Annotated in this window: 18 protein-coding genes and 1 tRNA gene; 13 read left to right on the top strand and 6 right to left on the bottom strand. The window is 42.3% G+C overall.

Annotated features, from left to right (window positions below):
• Positions 1-33 precede the first annotated feature (33 nt).
• Positions 34-669: a PepSY domain-containing protein gene (locus B6K83_RS13715; RefSeq protein WP_085285494.1), complete on the top strand. Its 636-nt coding sequence runs from the start codon at positions 34-36 to the stop codon at positions 667-669.
• 26 nt (positions 670-695) lie between these two features.
• On the opposite strand, the gene waaA is transcribed toward B6K83_RS13715, so the two are convergent.
• Both waaA and B6K83_RS13705 read right to left on the bottom strand, forming a co-directional pair.
• A complete protein-coding gene (gene waaA, locus B6K83_RS13710; RefSeq protein WP_085285493.1) occupies positions 696-1,985 on the bottom strand; it encodes a lipid IV(A) 3-deoxy-D-manno-octulosonic acid transferase in 1,290 nt (429 codons plus the stop codon).
• Between the two features lie 87 nt (positions 1,986-2,072).
• Entirely contained in the window at positions 2,073-2,501 is a 429-nt protein-coding gene (locus B6K83_RS13705; RefSeq protein WP_085285521.1) for an Lrp/AsnC family transcriptional regulator, read from the bottom strand.
• Positions 2,502-2,674: 173 nt separating this feature from the next.
• Here B6K83_RS13705 and B6K83_RS13700 point away from each other — a divergent pair, with 173 nt between their 5' ends.
• Genes B6K83_RS13700 through glpG form a run of 4 tightly spaced genes read left to right on the top strand, consistent with a single transcriptional unit; the run spans position 2,675 to position 6,112 of the window.
• Complete coding sequence (locus tag B6K83_RS13700) at positions 2,675-3,889, top strand: glycine C-acetyltransferase (protein WP_085285492.1); 1,215 nt, start codon at positions 2,675-2,677, stop codon at positions 3,887-3,889.
• Positions 3,890-3,891: 2 nt separating this feature from the next.
• Positions 3,892-4,920, top strand: coding sequence for an L-threonine 3-dehydrogenase (tdh, locus tag B6K83_RS13695; protein WP_085285491.1), 1,029 nt, complete (start codon positions 3,892-3,894; stop codon positions 4,918-4,920).
• The gene (gene glpE, locus B6K83_RS13690; protein WP_085285490.1) at positions 4,920-5,252 is read left to right on the top strand and encodes a thiosulfate sulfurtransferase GlpE; all 333 of its coding nucleotides are present in this window, start codon (positions 4,920-4,922) and stop codon (positions 5,250-5,252) included. The genes tdh and glpE overlap by 1 nt, the downstream gene beginning before the upstream one ends.
• Complete coding sequence (glpG, locus tag B6K83_RS13685) at positions 5,252-6,112, top strand: rhomboid family intramembrane serine protease GlpG (RefSeq protein ID WP_085285489.1); 861 nt, start codon at positions 5,252-5,254, stop codon at positions 6,110-6,112. The genes glpE and glpG overlap by 1 nt, the downstream gene beginning before the upstream one ends.
• Positions 6,113-6,165: 53 nt before the next feature.
• Here the strand turns inward: glpG and B6K83_RS13680 are convergent, their stop codons facing one another.
• The gene (locus B6K83_RS13680) at positions 6,166-6,546 is read right to left on the bottom strand and encodes a flagellar basal body-associated protein FliL (protein ID WP_085285488.1); all 381 of its coding nucleotides are present in this window, start codon (positions 6,544-6,546) and stop codon (positions 6,166-6,168) included.
• Positions 6,547-6,777: 231 nt separating this feature from the next.
• Between B6K83_RS13680 and B6K83_RS13675 the strand changes: the two genes are divergently transcribed.
• Complete coding sequence (locus tag B6K83_RS13675; protein WP_092251399.1) at positions 6,778-7,344, top strand: chorismate--pyruvate lyase family protein; 567 nt, start codon at positions 6,778-6,780, stop codon at positions 7,342-7,344.
• 12 nt (positions 7,345-7,356) lie between these two features.
• A complete protein-coding gene (gene ubiA, locus B6K83_RS13670; protein WP_085285487.1) occupies positions 7,357-8,217 on the top strand; it encodes a 4-hydroxybenzoate octaprenyltransferase in 861 nt (286 codons plus the stop codon).
• A gap of 86 nt (positions 8,218-8,303) precedes the next feature.
• Here ubiA and plsB read toward each other — a convergent pair whose 3' ends face one another.
• Positions 8,304-10,745: a glycerol-3-phosphate 1-O-acyltransferase PlsB gene (gene plsB / locus B6K83_RS13665; protein WP_085285486.1), complete on the bottom strand. Its 2,442-nt coding sequence runs from the start codon at positions 10,743-10,745 to the stop codon at positions 8,304-8,306.
• Positions 10,746-11,015: 270 nt separating this feature from the next.
• Between plsB and B6K83_RS13660 the strand changes: the two genes are divergently transcribed.
• Together B6K83_RS13660 and B6K83_RS13655 are read left to right on the top strand one after the other, a co-directional pair.
• On the top strand, positions 11,016-11,507 hold the full coding sequence (locus B6K83_RS13660) for an NYN domain-containing protein (protein WP_085285485.1): 492 nt from the start codon (positions 11,016-11,018) through the stop codon (positions 11,505-11,507).
• Positions 11,508-11,621: 114 nt separating this feature from the next.
• Entirely contained in the window at positions 11,622-12,569 is a 948-nt protein-coding gene (locus B6K83_RS13655) for a response regulator (RefSeq protein ID WP_085285484.1), read from the top strand.
• A 98-nt stretch (positions 12,570-12,667) separates the two neighbouring features.
• Here B6K83_RS13655 and B6K83_RS13650 read toward each other — a convergent pair whose 3' ends face one another.
• The gene (locus B6K83_RS13650) at positions 12,668-13,156 is read right to left on the bottom strand and encodes a MarR family winged helix-turn-helix transcriptional regulator (protein ID WP_085285483.1); all 489 of its coding nucleotides are present in this window, start codon (positions 13,154-13,156) and stop codon (positions 12,668-12,670) included.
• Positions 13,157-13,912: 756 nt separating this feature from the next.
• Here B6K83_RS13650 and proB point away from each other — a divergent pair.
• Genes proB through proC form a run of 3 tightly spaced genes read left to right on the top strand, consistent with a single transcriptional unit; the run spans position 13,913 to position 17,096 of the window.
• On the top strand, positions 13,913-15,028 hold the full coding sequence (proB, locus tag B6K83_RS13645) for a glutamate 5-kinase (protein ID WP_085285482.1): 1,116 nt from the start codon (positions 13,913-13,915) through the stop codon (positions 15,026-15,028).
• Positions 15,028-16,275 (top strand): glutamate-5-semialdehyde dehydrogenase, encoded by a 1,248-nt coding sequence (locus B6K83_RS13640; RefSeq protein WP_085285481.1) that lies wholly within the window; start codon positions 15,028-15,030, stop codon positions 16,273-16,275. The genes proB and B6K83_RS13640 overlap by 1 nt, the downstream gene beginning before the upstream one ends.
• An 8-nt stretch (positions 16,276-16,283) precedes the next feature.
• The gene (proC, locus tag B6K83_RS13635) at positions 16,284-17,096 is read left to right on the top strand and encodes a pyrroline-5-carboxylate reductase (RefSeq protein ID WP_233144021.1); all 813 of its coding nucleotides are present in this window, start codon (positions 16,284-16,286) and stop codon (positions 17,094-17,096) included.
• Between the two features lie 285 nt (positions 17,097-17,381).
• Here proC and B6K83_RS13630 read toward each other — a convergent pair.
• Positions 17,382-17,457: transfer RNA gene (locus B6K83_RS13630), tRNA-His, on the bottom strand.
• Between the two features lie 318 nt (positions 17,458-17,775).
• Here B6K83_RS13630 and B6K83_RS13625 point away from each other — a divergent pair.
• A complete protein-coding gene (locus B6K83_RS13625) occupies positions 17,776-18,324 on the top strand; it encodes a DUF1285 domain-containing protein (protein WP_085285479.1) in 549 nt (182 codons plus the stop codon).
• Positions 18,325-18,330 lie beyond the last annotated feature (6 nt).

Genomic DNA, 18,330 nt, shown 5'->3' with positions numbered 1-18,330 from the left:
GCTTTATGTAACCGCAGTGGCAAGGGGCTTGCCATGGTTTTTATACTCAGATCAGGTGATGCCAAGATGATTAAAAGTGCAAAACTTCATAAAATGGTCGGCCTGATTTTAGTACTACCTATGTTGGCATGGACAGTAACAGGCTTAGTGTTTTTTATTAAGCCAGGTTACCAAGCGGCGTACCAGCAACTGTCGATTAAAACCTATCCGTTGTCGCAAACTTTAACATTGCAAGCTCAGCCAAACTGGCAAGAAATTAAAATTGTGCGTAGCATTTTAGGTCAACATTTATTGGTAAAGCAGGACAATAGCAGCAGACATTTAGATCTACAGACCCTACAAGATAAAGCGATGCCATCAGCGCCAGCCGTTAAACAGCTGTTAACGGATGCTGTGCGTCAAGACCCTGAGCGCTACGGTGAGATTGTAAATATTACCGGCTTAACCGCAACCACAAGTACAGGGGTTGAGCTTAGCCTGAATTGGCAACGCTTAAGCTTAAGCCAAACAGGGCCAGACACTAAATTAATTAATCAGCTTTATAAGATTCATTACCTGCAATGGACAGGCCATCAAGTGCTAGATCAAGTGCTGGGTATTTTAGGACTCGTGCTGCTAATCTTGTTAACGGCCTTAGGGATCAGGTTGTATTTAAAGGCGCGCGTTTAACGGCTAACCAAATGAGCAGGCACGGGTTATTGCAGCAACTGTTGTAAGGCGTTAAAGGTTAACCGAGTTGCCCCTTGATTGGCTTGCACAACCTGATAAGCATTATTGCCTAAGCTTTCGGCGAAATTGTTATCGGACAATAAACGTATTACCGCCTCTGCAAGTGCCTCGGGTATTGGTTGATCATTGGACAGTTGCACGATCGCGTTCGCAGTATGCAATTGGGTCAATATTTCACTAAAATTGCTCATGTCGGGTCCGACAATAATAGGCTTTTTAAATAAGGCGGGCTCTAACGGGTTATGACCACCAATGTCACTGAAACTGCCGCCCATAGTAACCACGTTAGCCAAGGCACAAGCCGCTAAAAGCTCCCCTAAACTGTCAATGACCCAAACTTGTGTGGCGAGCGTAACGCTTTGTTTTTGGCTGCGTCTAATAACCGTATTACCTGCGTTTTGCGCTAGGGTTGCTACTTGCTCAAAGCGCTCTGGATGGCGCGGAACAATGACCAGCAGCGCAGTTTTATCTTGTTGTTTAACTTGGTTAAAAGCTTTTAATGCCAGCGCTTCGTCACCAGGGTGGGTACTGGCAATTAGCCAAATATTGCGTGGTTCGTTGAGTAAGCTAGCAAGCTCTTGTTGTTTGGCTGCAAGCGCTTTGTTGATGGCAATATCAAACTTGAGGTTACCCGATAATGTGCATTGCGCTGGCCTAGCACCTAAGGTAAGAAAGTTATCTTGGTTCACTTGGCTTTGGGTGAGAATTTTATCAAAACGCTGGATGGTTGGGCTTAGCAAATAAGTGAGCTTTTGATAGCTGCGCATAGACTTTGCTGATAAACGACCATTGATCAGCATCAATTTGACCTGTTGGCGATGACATTGCGCAATAAGATTAGGCCACAACTCAGTTTCCATAAATATCATCGCTTGTGGCTGCAAGCGTTGTAAAAATAAATGGCTGGAAAGCAGATTATCTAGCGGTAGGTAGCAATGTTGTACTTTATCGGCAAACAATTTTTTTACTTGCGCCGAGCCGGTCGGTGTAAAGCTGGTGACAGTTATCGGTAAGTCATTGTAATAATTTAGTAATAGCTCTATAAACGGCTTTAACGCTATTATTTCACCAACGCTTGCGCCATGGATGACAATGCCGTTAGCTTGCAGTTGTTTTGGTAGTATTCCTAAGCGCTCGCCTAGTCGCTGCCGATACGCTTGTTGTGTTATCGAGCGTAATAATAATGCCAGCAGCAAAATGGGCGTTAATAACAAAAAGAATATACGGTATAAAACTAAAGCTAAGGTAAAATGCACGCACTAAACTCAAAAATAATCATTCTTGTGCGCTAGTATACCTAATATCAGCGACAAAAAAATTAATGGTGTGTTAAATACTGCCGCCTAGCGTTTAAATATGGTATCGAGAATAATTGAAGAGTTGGTTCGGGCCACTCCTTCTAGTGAGCACACCATGTTTAAGACTTCACTGAGTTTTTCTAAGGTACGGGCTTGAATGGTAACTAATAAATCATACTCACCACTGATCGAATAAATATGACTAATTTGATGGACTTTACGCAAGGCAACACAAATAGTTTGTCGTAAATTAGGGTTAACCTTCAACGACACATTGGAAGAGATTAAGCCGCTGGTATATTCACTTCCTAACACCACACTGTAACCCTTGATGATGTTATTATTTTCGAGTTTATTGAGCCGATTTTGAATGGCGGTTCTTGAAACACCGGTGGCTCTAGCCATATCGGAAACACTTGCCCGAGCATTTAGTCGCAAAATGGATAATAGTTCTTCATCTTTTTCGGTTAACACAGACGGCCCACTTATTTTAAGCAAAAAACACCGCTAATATTACACTTTGACAGCCTTATATGTCAATTTGACTATTAAAAGTGACACTTTATTAAGTAATGTCACTTTTATTGTTATCTGGTCTAGGCTGATAATACGATGATTGCAAGCAGCTAACTTTTTAAGGATTTACCGTGACAAATTCTACCCGTACTAATAATTTTTATCGCCACTTAACTACACAAATTTCACAAGTAAAAGCCGATGGTTTGTATAAAGCAGAGCGAGTGATAACCACGGCACAGCAGCCGAATATTTCGGTTAGCACCGGCGAAAAAGTGATTAACTTTTGTGCAAATAATTATTTAGGCTTAGCAAACCACCCCAGTTTAATTGCGGCAGCTAAACAAGGTTTAGATGATCATGGTTTTGGTGTGGCATCGGTGCGCTTTATTTGTGGTACGCAAGATATTCATAAAACCTTAGAACAAAAATTAAGTCAGTTTTTAGGTATGGAAGATACCATCTTATATTCTTCATGCTTTGATGCGAATACCGGCTTGTTTGAAACCTTATTAGGACCAGAAGATGCCATTATTAGTGACTCACTTAACCATGCCTCTATTATTGATGGTGTGCGCTTATGTAAGGCCAAACGTTATCGTTATGCCAATAACGACGCGGCGGAGTTAGAAGCACGTTTAATTGAAGCCGATAAAGCTGGCGCGCGTTTTAAGCTCATTGCCACTGATGGTGTATTTTCGATGGATGGAGTGATCGCTAACTTACAAGCGGTATGTGATTTAGCCGATAAATATAATGCCATGGTCATGGTTGATGATTCGCATGCGGTCGGCTTTGTCGGCGAGCAAGGTCGTGGTAGTCATGAATACTGTCAAGTTATGGGGCGTGTAGACATCATTACTGGTACCTTAGGTAAAGCCATGGGCGGTGCTTCAGGGGGCTATACTGCCGCGAAAAAAGAAGTGGTTGAATGGTTACGTCAACGCTCACGTCCTTACTTGTTTTCTAATTCATTGGCACCGGCGATTGTGAATGCTTCGATAAAAGTTTTGGACTTATTAGCACAAAGTGATGACTTACGAAAAACCCTAAAAGACAATGCCAGCTATTTTAGAACGCAAATGGAAGCGGCAGGCTTTACTTGTGCAGGTGCGGATCATGCGATAGTGCCCGTTATGCTAGGTGATGCCAAAGTTGCCAGCGAAATGGCTGAGCGTCTGTTAGCGGAAGGCATTTATGTTATAGGTTTTTCATTCCCTGTAGTGCCTAAAGGGCAAGCGCGTATTCGCACCCAAATTTCTGCTGCACACACTAAAGAGGAATTAGATACTGCCATTGCAGCGTTTATTCGTATTGGTAAAGAAATGAACGTCATCGAGGGTTAAAGATGAAATCGTTAGCAAAATTAAAACCAGAACCAGGTATCTGGATGACCGACTCCGCAATGCCTGAGCTTGGTCACAATGATCTGTTGATCAAAATTAAGAAAACCGCCATTTGTGGCACCGATATTCATATTTATAACTGGGATGAGTGGTCACAAAAAACCATTCCTGTGCCTATGGTGGTTGGTCATGAGTATGCGGGCGAAGTTGTCGGTATTGGGCAAGAAGTGAAAGGTTTTGCCATTGGCGATCGTGTCTCGGGAGAAGGTCATATTACTTGTGGTCATTGCCGTAATTGCCGTGGTGGACGAACGCATTTATGCCGTAATACGGTTGGAGTGGGCGTCAATCGTGCCGGTTCTTTTGCTGAATACTTGGTTATTCCCGCCTTTAATGCTTTTAAATTACCTGATGAAATTTCTGATGATTTAGCCGCAATATTTGACCCTTTTGGTAACGCAGTGCATACCGCGTTGTCATTTGATTTAGTGGGTGAAGATGTGTTGATCACAGGGGCGGGGCCGATAGGGATTATGGCGGCAGCCGTGGCAAAGCATGTTGGCGCTCGTCATGTCGTTATTACAGATGTCAATGAGTATCGCCTAAATTTAGCCCGTAAAATGGGCGCAACTCGCGCTGTCGATGTCAGTAAAGAAAATTTAACAGATGTGATGAAATCACTCGGTATGACGGAAGGTTTTGATGTTGGTATGGAAATGTCCGGTGTGCCAATGGCCTTTACCGATATGCTTAACAATATGAATAATGGCGGAAAAATCGCTATGCTAGGTATACCTGGGCAAGATATGGCTATTGATTGGAGTCAGGTCATTTTTAAAGCATTAACCATTAAAGGTATTTACGGGCGTGAAATGTTCGAAACTTGGTATAAAATGGCCAGCTTAATTCAATCTGGACTCGATCTATCACCGATCATTACCCATCATTTTAATATTGATGATTTTCAGCAAGGGTTTGATATTATGCGCTCGGGCCAGTCAGGAAAAGTTATTTTAAATTGGGAAGTCTAATGGCAAGCAGCGACGAAAACTTTAAACATATGCAAATTAGCGAATTACATCCGCTATTAAAAGATGACAGCCACTTAGTGGTAGATATTCGTGATCCGGCGTCATTTCAAGCCGGCCATATCCCCAATGCGGTGCATTTAAGTAATGAAAACTTAGCGGACTTTTTGCGAGATGCCGACTTAGACGCGCCGGTAGTTGTCTGTTGTTACCATGGTATTTCTAGTCAGCAAGCCGCGCAGTTTCTTATCAGCCAAGATTTCACGGATGTTTACTCGCTTGACGGCGGTTTCACCGACTGGCAATTACAATATCCGGACGCGGTTGCACGTTAATGTCGCTACCGTTAGAGGCGTTAGTAAAAGTAAGGCAACAAAATATTGCCTTACTTTTTTGTGATTACCTTAAGTCTCATCAAGTACAAACCCAGGTTGTAAAAGAAACCGATGGCTTTGTTATATATTGTCAGCAAGACCAGTATGAGTTTGCACGGCAGGAATTTGAGCAATTTATTGCTAATCCGAGCCACGCCAAATATCAGCAAGCCGCTTGGCACAACGGCAATATTACCGCGCTTGATGACAATACCCCCAGCTTATTGAGTAGCTTTAAAGCGCAGTTTTTTCAGCATGCAGGGGGCGTTACTTTAGTTGTGTTTGCCTTATGCTGGGCCGCGTTTATGTTGAGCAATTTCGGCTGGGCACAGGCGGTATTTTATCACTTGCAGTTTTACCCGACGTTAAGCGTAGAAGCCATGCTGCAAGCGCCACACCGTTTACTAGGCCCTGCATTTATTCACTTTTCTTGGCTTCATATTGCTTTTAATACCATGTGGTGGTGGCAATTAGGGGGCTCAATAGAGCGTTTGTTGGGCAGTACAAACTTGTTTGCATTGCTGGTGGTGTCGGCACTGGTGTCAAATGTTGGCCAATATCTTGTTGATGGCCCGAACTTTGGTGGTTTATCAGGTGTTGTCTACGCTTTAGTAGGCTATGTGTGGTGGTATGGCTGGTTAATGCCCGAAAAAGGGTTGGCGTTGTCGACACCTATCATTGGTTTTATGTTGTTCTGGTTGTTATTAGGTTACACCAGTTTTATGCCGATAAATGTCGCTAATACCGCGCATTTGTTAGGTTTGGTCAGTGGTTGTCTATTCGCTTACGGTAAGTTTTGTCAAACAAAATGGCTAAATTAAAGCGGGCTATACTTTGCTAAGCAACTAACATTGCTGCTTTAGCGATGCAAAGGCTAGTTATCTAACCATTGAGTAAATAGCAGCTTTTTCACTAAAGGTTGGCCCGTTTCTTCCGTTAAAAGTTGTTTTACTTTTTCTTCACATAAACGCTGAATTTCATGGCGGCCATTAATTGATTTTACTTTCGACTCAGGCTGTTGGCCGATAATATTAATAATAGCGTCGCGTAATAACGGCGCATGATGCTCAACCACTTCGTAATTGCTGGCATCTTCGATCATTAACTCAACGCTTAAGCGCACATAACCCATTTTGGTTTGCACAGTAACATAATTGGTGACTATGGAGGGCTCAAAACCAAAGTAAGCATAATTGCTCGCTTTGCTCAGGGAGGAAACCAGTAGCGCTAGTAATAAAATGATAGATGCTTTCATGTCTTAACACTCACACGGAAAAATAATTCGACTTAGTGATAATAGCTAAATGATAACGCGAAATTGCTTGAGGTGCTGTGTTTTTTAGCAAATATTTAATTTTGTTTGCTTTTTGCGGGTGACAATGTCAAATCAAACAAGCTGTATACTAGCGAGCATTAGTGGCGCTAGACTATATTTTTGTTGGCTGAAACGCTATGATACGGCGTTTTCCGGTTATGTGTTTTTGCAATGACAACAGAGCATTCTTTATTTCCTGTACAAATGCTGGCAAATTGGCAGTCGCCAGAGCAGTTTACCTTATCTAAGCACTTGCGTAGCTGGTTACTTGATCCAACGTCGTTAACGGCGCGATTGCAAGGTCAGTGTCAACATTTTCGTGTTGAGCTATTAGGGCAACAAGTACAGATTTGTGCGAAAGCTGAATCTAATCAAGATATTGCCGCCGGTGAGCAGGTTCTAGTGCGTGAAGTTTTATTGTATTGTGATGAAGTGCCACAAGTGTTTGCCCGCAGCTTATTACCGTTAAGCTCGCTAACAGGCAACCAGCAACAACTAGCAAATTTAGGCACACAATCTTTAGGGCAAGTGCTGTTTAATCATAAAGATTTAACCCGAAAAAATATCGAAGTGGCTAAATTTGCGCAAGACTCAACCGTAGCGCGTTTAGTCAATTATCTAGCCTTAACTGCACCACAGCACACCTTATGGGGGCGTCGTTCCACTTTTGTACTCGATGCTAAGCCATTAATGGTGGCCGAAGTTTTTTTACCTGGTGCTTTTGCATATCAACCATAAAAGGGCAATAGCTTGAGCGAGTTAAGAAAAAAATTAACGGCCATTAAACACATTACCCGCATGGATAAGCCCATAGGTACCTATTTACTGCTATGGCCCACCTATTGGGCATTGTGGATTGCTGCCGACGGTTGGCCGCCTTTATCATTGTTGTTGGTCTTTAGCTTAGGCGTGTTTTTGATGCGCAGTGCCGGCTGTATTATTAATGATTTTGCCGATCGTAAAATCGATGGCGCCGTTGAGCGCACGAAAAATCGTCCCTTGGTGACCGGCGCGTTGTCAAGTAGTGAAGCACTGCAGCTATTTGCCACCTTCTTACTTTTGGCGTTTGCCCTAGTCTTAACTTTAAGTGCCTATACCATAATGTTATCTGTGGTTGCGGCTCTATTAGCGGCGAGTTATCCATTTATGAAGCGTATTACCCACTTTCCACAGCTAGTGCTTGGGGCGGCCTTTAGTTGGGGTATGATCATGGCATTTGCCGAGCAGCAAGGGCAAATACCGACCGTTGCTTGGTTATTGTTTAGTGCTAATCTGCTGTGGACTGTCGCCTATGATACTATGTATGCCATGGTGGATCGTGAAGACGATGAAAAAATCGGTGTGAAATCAACCGCGATAATTTTTGCACATCATGACAAGCGCATTATCCTGTTTTTACAGTTAATGACCTTAGCTTTATTATTTACCGTTGGTGAAATGTTAGCGTTTGGTTGGCCTTATCAGCTTGCGCTTGTTATTGCCGCGGGCTTATTCAGCTATCAACAAATCTTAATCGCTCAGCGCCATCGCGACCGTTGTTTTCAAGCATTCTTAAATAACCACTATGTTGGTTTAGTGGTGTTTTTAGGTATTACGGTAGAGTATTTATAAGCCCCATCACTGACCTAAAACAAGTGTTAACTTCGATGACTAGGCATGGCTAGCACTTGCTAGCCATGCGTTTTACTATACCAAGATTAAGGTATGATGCTTTGTAGCACTTCAATTTCAACTAAGTTGCTAATTGAGGCTCTCAACTGGCTCAATGAATTGCTGGCCACTAATTGGCCGTTATCATCTAAATCAATATAGCCTTGCTCTCTCATGGCTGCTATTAAGGTTGACTGGGCTTTCTTATCAATAAACTCAGGGGCACTAATGTTATTTAATACCGACAACCTTTGGGCAATGACGAGTACTTTCTCGTCGAGACTAGACTTTTTAATCGGTGCTAACTGAGTCAACAATGAGCTGATAATCGCAACACGTTGCATAGTTTCATTAACACATTCAGCGACTAAACGAACTTTTGCCCGTTTATCATCTTCCGCACACAAACTCCAAAAGCCTGACTTACTTTGCTTGGCAATATTGTGTTGCTGCAAGTGGTGGCAAATGGCAAGCGTTTGTTGTGCAACAATATCGTCGTTTTGCCATAAAAACATATCACTTTTAAGTAACTGAACTAAGCGTTGAATTTGACTGATTAAGGCGGTTTCAGCAACTTTTGCGTTACGCTCTAAAAAGCGGCATACCAAGGAAGGTACGATAAAGGTATGGAGAATATTATTACGATAATAGCGCAACTCTAATACGGCACTGTCGGTAAGCGAGATAATTTCACCCAAGCTGTCTTGGTTGACGGTTAGCTTATCAAGACTAATAACGTGCTCTAGTATTGCTGCACCACTTTCTGAAGGTAAGGTTAATTCATTATGGTAAGGGGCCGCATGCTGCAACGCCAAGAAAAAGTCGATTTGCTCAATAAGCTCTATTTTACTTAAGGCCTTATTTTCAGTGGCATGTAAAATTAAAGCCACTAAGGCCACACCGTTTAATGCTGCACATTGATTGATGTTGGTCATCACTTGCTGTGCAAGCTTGTTGACACTCGGATTTAACCAACTTGGCTTTTGTGGATCAATCGGGTCTATGGCTTGTTTCCAGTCAGGTACGTCTTGGTTTAAAAACTGATTAATATTAATAGGCTCACCAAAGTTAACATAACCATTACCATAGTTACGCAGGCTTCGAATCGCTTTTATAACCCCAACAATTGATTCGCCTTTCTTTTGACTACCGCTCAATTCTTTATGGTAAGTACCCACTTCCATAACGTGTTCATAACCTAAATAAACTGGCACTATTGTCAGCGGGCGATTGATGCCGCGCAATAAGCTTTGAATGGTCATGGCAAGCATACCGGTTTTCGGTGTCAGTAAACGACCAGTGCGACTTCGTCCACCTTCTGCGTAGTACTTGACCGAGTAACCACGCTCAAAAAGCAAGCTCAGGTATTCGCGAAAAATAGTGGAATAAAGGCGATTACCTTTAAAGCTACGACGAATAAAAAATGCGCCGGCCTTTCTGAAAATCGGGCCTGCAGGCCAAAAGTTTAAATTAATGCCGGCGGCAATACGCGGTGTAACTAAGCCTTGTTGGTAAATGACATAAGTCAGCAGTAAGTAGTCCATGTGGCTACGATGACAAGGCAAATAGATAATTTCATGACCTTCTTGCGCTAAATTGCGTAAGCGCTCTGCTTGATTGACCTTAATGTCACGGTAAAGTCGCTTCCAGAGCCAGCCTAAAATGCGCTCGCCAAGGCGCACAGTTACATCTCGGTAATCACCGGCTATTTCATCCATGATTGCTAACGCTTGTTTTTTTGCTTCAGCTTCACTGATGTTTTTATTTTTTATTTCTTCGTTGATCACCCGTTGTATCGCGGGGTTCACCAATAAATTTTTAAACATTTGTTGGCGATGCATAAGTCGAGGGCCAGTTGCTGCTATGGTTTGACGATGAAAATGAAAGCGCGCAATGCGCATGAGTTTGCGAGCACTGGCCTCGTTGCTACCATGTTGATCGGCCATCTGGCGAAAAGATATCGCCTCACTAAAGCGCACCATAGTATGACGACCTAAAAACAAGACAATAAAAAATTTACGCAGCCAAGTGGGAGATTCTTGATCTGCCAGCAAGGTGCCGACATTAGTATTGTTTTTTTCTTTCGTTGGCGTGCGACCCCAAATAACATTGGCGGGGATTAACTGTGCGTCTAGTTGTTCGTTACTGGCATGGGCACTGAGCAATTCAAACCCTTGTGCAATTGCCGAAGTTTTTGCGGTTTTACGCCACTGCAGCAAAGCCGTTGGTTTGGCTAAGAATAATAATCGAGAACGGGTTTGACCATCGACTTCTACCGGGCTTAATGGATCAGGAAGCTGGGCTTTTTTACAGGCAATACGCAGTGATAATACATCACTGGCAGATTGGTGGCGCAAGACATAAAACACCGGCTGCTCAGCGTTTAACTGGCCGTTGCTAATTTTCTCATCTGCGACAACTCGACAGCGCACCAATAAGGCGACAGGTAAACGTAATAATAAATAAAAAAATTTACGAATGGCTAACATATTGTTTTACTCAGCTTTATTTGACCGTTTATTGTAGCACTTAGGACAAAATATGTCTCTTTTGCTAACAGCGTTACGTCATCGGTTATTTGCGCAGTTATCAGGGCTGATCCGTCATATCTGTATGGCATTTTTTTGTCAAAATAATATCAGGTGTTGTTAAATATTGGCTTTTAATAACGCCAATAAGCGTTGAGAAAGCGAGTAATTAACAAGCGCTGCGAGTATACTCTATTTTATCTTTTTCTTTTTCTTTTAGTATTCATTGTTATGGTCATAAAGACGCAAGCGCCTAAAATAGCGATTTTTGTTGATGTACAGAATATTTACTACACGACACGCGATACGTTTCAACAGCAGTTTAACTACCGCACATTTTGGCAGCAGATCAGTCAATCAGGTGACATTGTGGTGGCTAACGCTTATGCAACGCAGCGTCATGATGATCAGCAGCATAAGTTTCAAAAAGCCCTCAAACATATTGGCTTTGATGTTAAGTTAAAGCCGTTTATTCAGCGCAGGGATGGCTCAGCGAAAGGGGATTGGGATGTTGGTATCGCTGTTGATGTGATGACAGTGGCACCTGAGGTTGATATTGTGATATTACTTTCGGGTGACGGCGATTTTGATGTGTTGTTGCAAACTATTATGGCGCGTTATGATGTGACAACCTATGTATACGGTGTTGCAGCATTAACGGCCCAGTCGTTAATTAATGCGGCTAGTAAGTTTTACATGATTGATGGCCCGTTACTGCAATAGGCAATCGCAAGTTGGCGTTTATCGTATGTTGCTATGAAACTTGTTATTCCCTTTTTCGCTTAGTATTGTACTATGCATTTGGTCAATAATAACAATTACACTCAAGGAATAACCATGTCAGTAGAAGCTTTATATAAAGTTATTTTATACCCTTTTATTAATGAGTCACTTGCCAGCTTAACAGCAATGACCAACTTAGTTGGTGAAGCCGGTGATGCCTTTGTTGATAATGTTGATGACTTTCGCTTTAAGGGATATGCCGTTTGCTCAGAGGTGACGGGAGGCTTAGACGGTGTGATCATGATGCACCACTACCCAGAAACCGCCATTGCCATCGGCAACTCGGTTTGTGAGCATATGTTTGAAGAGAAGTACCAATTTACTGAAATTAATGAAGACTTAAGCAATGCCCTCGCCGAGTGGGGTAACACAATTGTTGGTCGTTCTACGGATTTACATGGCCGTTATAGCTTAGATTATAAATTTTCTAGCCCGTACTTTGTGCATGATGTTAATGATATGGACAAGTATTTAGTTGGGGTTAAAGAAGTCATCACTGTGCCCATTAGCGTTAATGGCGTTGGTCGCTATTACTTTAATTTACTGATCCGTAATGTTGAATATCAATCCATAGGCGTTAAGCGAGAAGCTAGTACCGGTATTGCCAATCCTCATAGCAAAGTATTGCCTAGTGAAAGTAAAATTTTATTGGTCGATGATAGCGCCATGATCCGTAAAGCCTTAAAGCGCTATTTGTCACAACTTGGCTATAGCAATGTTATTGAAGCCAATGATGGTGCCGTTGCGGTTACTATGGTGCAGCAAGAACAACCTGATTTTATGATCATGGACGTGGTTATGGGCGAGATGAACGGTGATCAAGCGTTAGCTAACATTCGTGCCAATGGCAGTAATGTGCCTGTGGTTATGTTGTCATCGGTAACCGATAAGGCGCTTATTGAGCGTTGTCAAAGTTATGGTATTTCAGGGTTTATCTTTAAGCCTATCCAAGCCGATACCGGTGCAGAAATAATCAAAGACTATTTAAAGATAGCGCAGTAATATATTGCCAGATATTGATGATACTCTGTACCTGCTGAGTATCATCAATGTGATTTAACGGACGTTAAACCGGTTATTTGGCGTGCGAGACCATAGGTTTATTTTTCCGCTTGCTCTGTGGTGGTTAATTCACCAATATTAAGCACCGGAGCAGCATCAATTTCCGACGCGCCCATCATATCTGCGATTTGTTCAACACTGGATAGCAATTGATATTGTTGCCAGTCTTTTAGCGCACTAAACTTTTCAACAAAACTATCTTCAATGGGTTGCGGCGCATTAGATAATGTTTGTATGCCCTCTTCGGTTAGATATAAGGCAATGCGTCTACGATCGCTATCACTTCTGACTCGCTTAATATAATGCTTAGCTTCTAAGCGATCCAAAATACTGGTTACCGTGGCCTGGCTTAAGTGTACGTTAGTGGATACATCTTTGGCGGTAATACCCTCCATGCGCTCTAGCTCTTGCAGTATCAGCAACTGCGGGCCCGTAATGCCGGCTTCTTTGCTGAGTTTTTTTGAGCGTAGGTCAATGGCCCGAATAATTCTTCGGATTGATATAAATAACTCATCGTATTTTTCCATGGTGTGTTTGCCTGCTAGGTCGCACTTATCAACTTTGCTGAAATTCTAACGAGGAACGCTGGCAATAACTAGTACTTTCTTGCTTTCAGGAAATTCGATTAGCGATTGCGTTTATTTGTCTCTTTTAGTGCTGTTTTTCTAATCAAGTCTTGATTTTAATGCTTAACATCGTTAGTATGCCCATCATTAGTGTACTAACTAATAATCGTGAGTCTTTAGGAGAGGTAAAGTTATCAAGAATTTATATTATGTTTTCAGCACAGCTAATACTGATAAACAACGCACGATTAGTCGCGAGTATTAGTGGTGATACCCCACCAAATTTTATGCTTCTGTCAGTTGTGAATTAAAATAAAAAGCTAATTATTATAGCTTAATCAACTACTCACCATCGGGCTGAGGTTTTTCTACCTTATCTTCGATGATTAAGTCAGTACGACTGACAAAAATAAAATTAAAGTATAAAGCGTTAGCTATAGCAGTGTTTCTCGCTAACACAGCGCTTAAAAGGCGACGATTTAAATCATGTTAATTAGTTTGTACTGGAACTAAATTATCAGTAAATACCTAGATATTTTTAGCCTAGCTGTTGCTAAGTCATGATTTTGAGCGCAGGCGGCGCAGTACAGAAATTAACTGGACTAATAGTGAACAAGCTAAGCGCTTATGACGAACGGTTTTGGGTATTGATACGCCACTTTAAGTTACACCTAAGCAGAGCAAACAAACTAGCAGTATATAAAACAAGGATTTACCGTGAACATTAAACATTGGCAAAAGATCGTTATTAAAGTCGGTAGCGCATTAATCGCCCCAGAAAAAGCAGGTTGCAGTAGTCAATATTTACGCAGCATTGCAGATTTTATCAAGCAATGTCGTGGCTTAGGCATTCAAGTTGTTTTAGTGTCTTCGGGCTCGATTGCTGCAGGATCACATTTATTTAATCGCGGCACGGCGAGTAATGATGAAGCAAATATTGTGGTAAAAAAAGCGATGGCAGCGGCAGGCCAAGCAGAAATGATGGCAACATGGGATGAATTATTTGATTTTCCTTCCGCGCAGCTACTTTTAACACACGCTGATTTACGCAATCGCGTTCGCTATGAAAGCATCCGGGAAACGATCACTACCTTATTAGCCCATGACATTTTGCCGATCATTAATGAAAACGATGCCGTTACTACCGATAAATTAAAGGTGGGGGATAATGATAATTTATCCGCTATGGTAGCCACGGCTGCCCATGCAGATGCGCTTATTATTTGCTCGGATATCGATGGTTTATACGAAGAAAACCCGCATCTTAACAGCGACGCGAAACTGGTCTCAGATGTATATAAAATTGATCAAGACATTTATGCAATGGCCGGTGGTGCCACCAGTGCTGTTGGCACTGGCGGTATGAAAACCAAAATTCAAGCGGCGGAAAAAGCGGTTTCACATGGTATCGACACTTACATTGTTAATGGCTTTCAGGCGCAAAGCTTTCAGCATTTGTTAGCGAATAGAAACCCAGGTACGCACTTTTATTCTCATAAAACGCCTATGCTAGACGGTGTGCATTGGATGCGCCATACCACCCGCGCCCAAGGTGAGCTGATTGTCAGTGATCAGTACGATATTAAAGATAATGATAGCAGTGACCTCTTGCAGGCTGATGACCTGCTCAGCGTTAATGGTGATTTTGCGTCTGGTGATATTGTTATGTTGCGTAAAGACAACGGCGATAAATTAGCAAAAGTAAAAACCAATTACAGTAGCTGTTTGCTCAACTTTGTTGCTGACAGCGATAACCAAGATATTTCTGAACAATTTGATAAAACGCAAAGCCCAATTCTTTCTACTCAATATATTGCGTTAATGGAGTCTTAATGAACACAATTACCAACATAGCATACAGTGCAGCACAAGCTGCAAAAGTGATGGCGATACAAAGTAACGAAACAAAAACTAAGCTACTTACTGATATGGCAGATGCGCTTAGAGCAAACAAAAGCGATATATTTCAAGCGAATAGCTTGGATATAAACTTTGCAAAAACAAATGGTCTGAGCGAGGCAATGCTAGACAGGTTGCAATTAAATGACCAACGAATAGAAGATATGGCAATAGGCTTAGAAACGGTAGCACAGTTGCCGGATGTTGTTGGCAGCATTAATGGTCAAAAGGTGATGCCAAATGGCCTTGAAATTAGCAAAATGCGTGTGCCGCTAGGGGTGATTTGTATGATTTTCGAAGCACGCCCTAATGTTACTGCTGACGCCGCGGGATTATGTATTAAGTCAGGTAATGCGGTGATTTTAAGAGGCGGTAAAGAAGCCTTAAACAGTAGTTTAGCCATTGCCAAGGTGTTACAGCAGGTATTGATAGATTATCAGTTACCAAAAGAGATCATTACCGTTATTGCCGATCCTGATCGAGGCTTGATGAAGCAATTACTGACTCAGAAAAAATACCTGAATTTAGTTATCCCGCGTGGTGGTGAAGGGTTGATTAATTTTGTCAGCGAAAATAGTCAAATTCCGGTTATTCAGCACTATAAAGGCGTTTGTCATCTTTATGTTGATAAAGCCGCCGATCTTGAAAAAGCACTTAAACTGTTGTCGAACGGTAAAACTCAACGTACCGGTGTTTGTAACGCGTTGGAAGGGTTATTGGTGCATAAGGATATTAGCGAAGAGTTTATGCCAATGGTTGCCAAACACTTGCAAGAGAAAGGCGTGCAGGTTAATGCCTGCGCAGCAAGTGAGCCCTATTTTGACAACAGCAAACCAATAGCGCTCGAAGATTTTGGTGCAGAATACTTAAGCTTAGAGATAGCAATACGCGCCGTCGATGATTTTGCGCAAGCGGTAGAACATATTGACCAATTTGGTAGTAATCATACTGAAGTTATTTGTACTGAAGACCAACAAACGGCGAGCAAATTTCAGCAACTTGTTGACGCGTCAGTGGTTATGGTTAACGCCTCATCACGCTTTTCGGATGGCTCTCAGTTAGGGCTTGGTGCTGAAATCGGCATCGCAACCACTAAATTACATGCCTATGGCCCTATGGGTATTGAATCTTTAACCACAGAAAAATACTTGGTTAATGGTGCAGGGCAAGTCAGGAGCTAATCGTGACAATGCAAGATCGCCCAATTGCCTTTATCGGTGGTGGCAACATGGCGCAGGCAATCCTAACGGGGTTGCTGGCGGCTAAATTTGCGCCAAGTAACATGCTAGTATGTGCGCCTACGTTAGCAACTCGTAAGGCGTTAACAACCAAGTTTTCACTAAATGTCAGTGAAGGTAATTGCGATGCGATTACGTTTGCAGACGTCATTTTTATTGCGGTGAAACCCAAACTGGTTGAAACGGTTGCTAGTGAGCTAAAGCAAGCGATGAAACTCGCTGAAAAGCAGCCACTGATTATCAGCCTTGCGGCAGGTGTAACGACGGCACAACTGCAAAAGTACTTTGGCGACAAGAGTCATGTTTTTGCGGCGATGCCCAATTTGCCCAGTGCTGTTGGTCAGGGTTTAACCGGTGTAGTTGCGGGCAAAAACTGTGATACTAACAGTATTCGCTTAGTGGACGAGTTACTAAGCTGTTGCGGTAAAACGCTTTGGCTGAAAGATGAACGCCAGATGCCGGCAATTGTCGCCAGTGCAGGTAGCGCACCGGCATATTTCTTTTTATTTTTAGAAGCCATGATAGCATCAGCACAGAAACTAGGCTTAAGTTATCAAGATGCGAAAACAGCGGCGCTTCAGTCAGGCATGGGCGCGTTAACTATGGCTGCACAATCACCCTTGTCGGTGGTTGAACTTAAAGAGCAAGTTACCTCGCCAAATGGCACCACGCATCAAGCGCTCGCATCATTTGCCGACAATAACCTTAAGCTAGTGGTCGAGCAAGCTATGCATGCCGCGGCAAAAAAGGCCGCAAGTTATTAGCAATGCTATGGCTTTGCCTAGAGGGATTAATGCGCGCTAACCACTTAACTCTTTACTAATTAGCGCCTTGTTAATTTAAGTTTTGTTAAGCGAATAAAAATAATTATTTATCAGCGAGCATGGTGTGGTTAATGTGCTAGCAAATCAGATCTTAAACGCAGTGGTAGTGAACGTCAGCCAATATTTATTCAAGCACTATAGCTAACGGATATAGTCGTTGTTGATAGACAAACAATCGCAGGAGAATGGTTGTTGTTTGAGTAAAACTAGCGCTAGCAGAAGAAATGGGGTGGCTAATGGGACTTGAACCCACGACAACCGGAATCACAATCCGGGGCTCTACCAACTGAGCTATAGCCACCACTGAGTATTTTTTAAAGTGCCTTGTGTTAAGGCGCGGAGAGTATATTGTATTTAGGCAAGGCTTGACAAGCAAAATCTTGTTTTTTGATGGTATTTTACGGTTATTGTGGTTGGAGTTGCGACGTTTTAGGGTTTTACTGTTATTGTTTACGCTCTTTGTGTATTTATTAACGACATAAAGCGGGTAATTTGGCTAAAATTAATGTCATAGACTTATCAATGAAATCGTCGGCATTAACGTCTGTCGACAACAGGCGATATTAAAGATGGCGTTATTTCGATTTGCTTGATTTTCATAACACATAGGTGACTTACTATGCCCTTAGATAAAATATCTGCCCAAATTAGTGCAAACTTAGCGTCGGCCGAGCAGAAAATGCCGCCAGTGGATCAATGGCACCCGCCTTATAGCGGTGAAATTGATATTGTAATTAAGGCTGATGGTCATTGGTTTTATCAAGGCGGCATTTTTAAACGTAAGTCACTGGTTAAACTATTTGCCTCGGTATTAAAAAAAGAAGCCGATGACTACTTTTTAGTAACACCTGTTGAGAAGTTTGGTATCAAAGTGGAAGATGCACCGTTTTTGATCACGCAATGGCAATGGCTAGATGAACAAAAAACCATAATGCAAGTTAGCACCAACTTAGAGGATAGTTTTATATTAAATGCCCAACACCCGCTTAAGATCAGTGATGATGGCAGTTTATATGTGACTGTACGGCGTAACTTACCGGCAAAAGTGCACCGCAATGTTTATTATCAATGGGTAGATTTAGCGCAGCAAGAGAGTACAAAGCAAGGCACTGAGTTGGTATTTTTCAGTGCCGAGCACCGCTTTTGTTTGGGGCGATTAAGCAACTAACCACCC

Origin of the sequence: Colwellia chukchiensis, assembly GCF_002104455.1 — a bacterium.
Taxonomy (GTDB): domain Bacteria; phylum Pseudomonadota; class Gammaproteobacteria; order Enterobacterales; family Alteromonadaceae; genus Cognaticolwellia; species Cognaticolwellia chukchiensis.
Note: the sequence above shows the minus strand (reverse complement) of the source record. Positions and strands in the feature narration are given on the sequence as shown.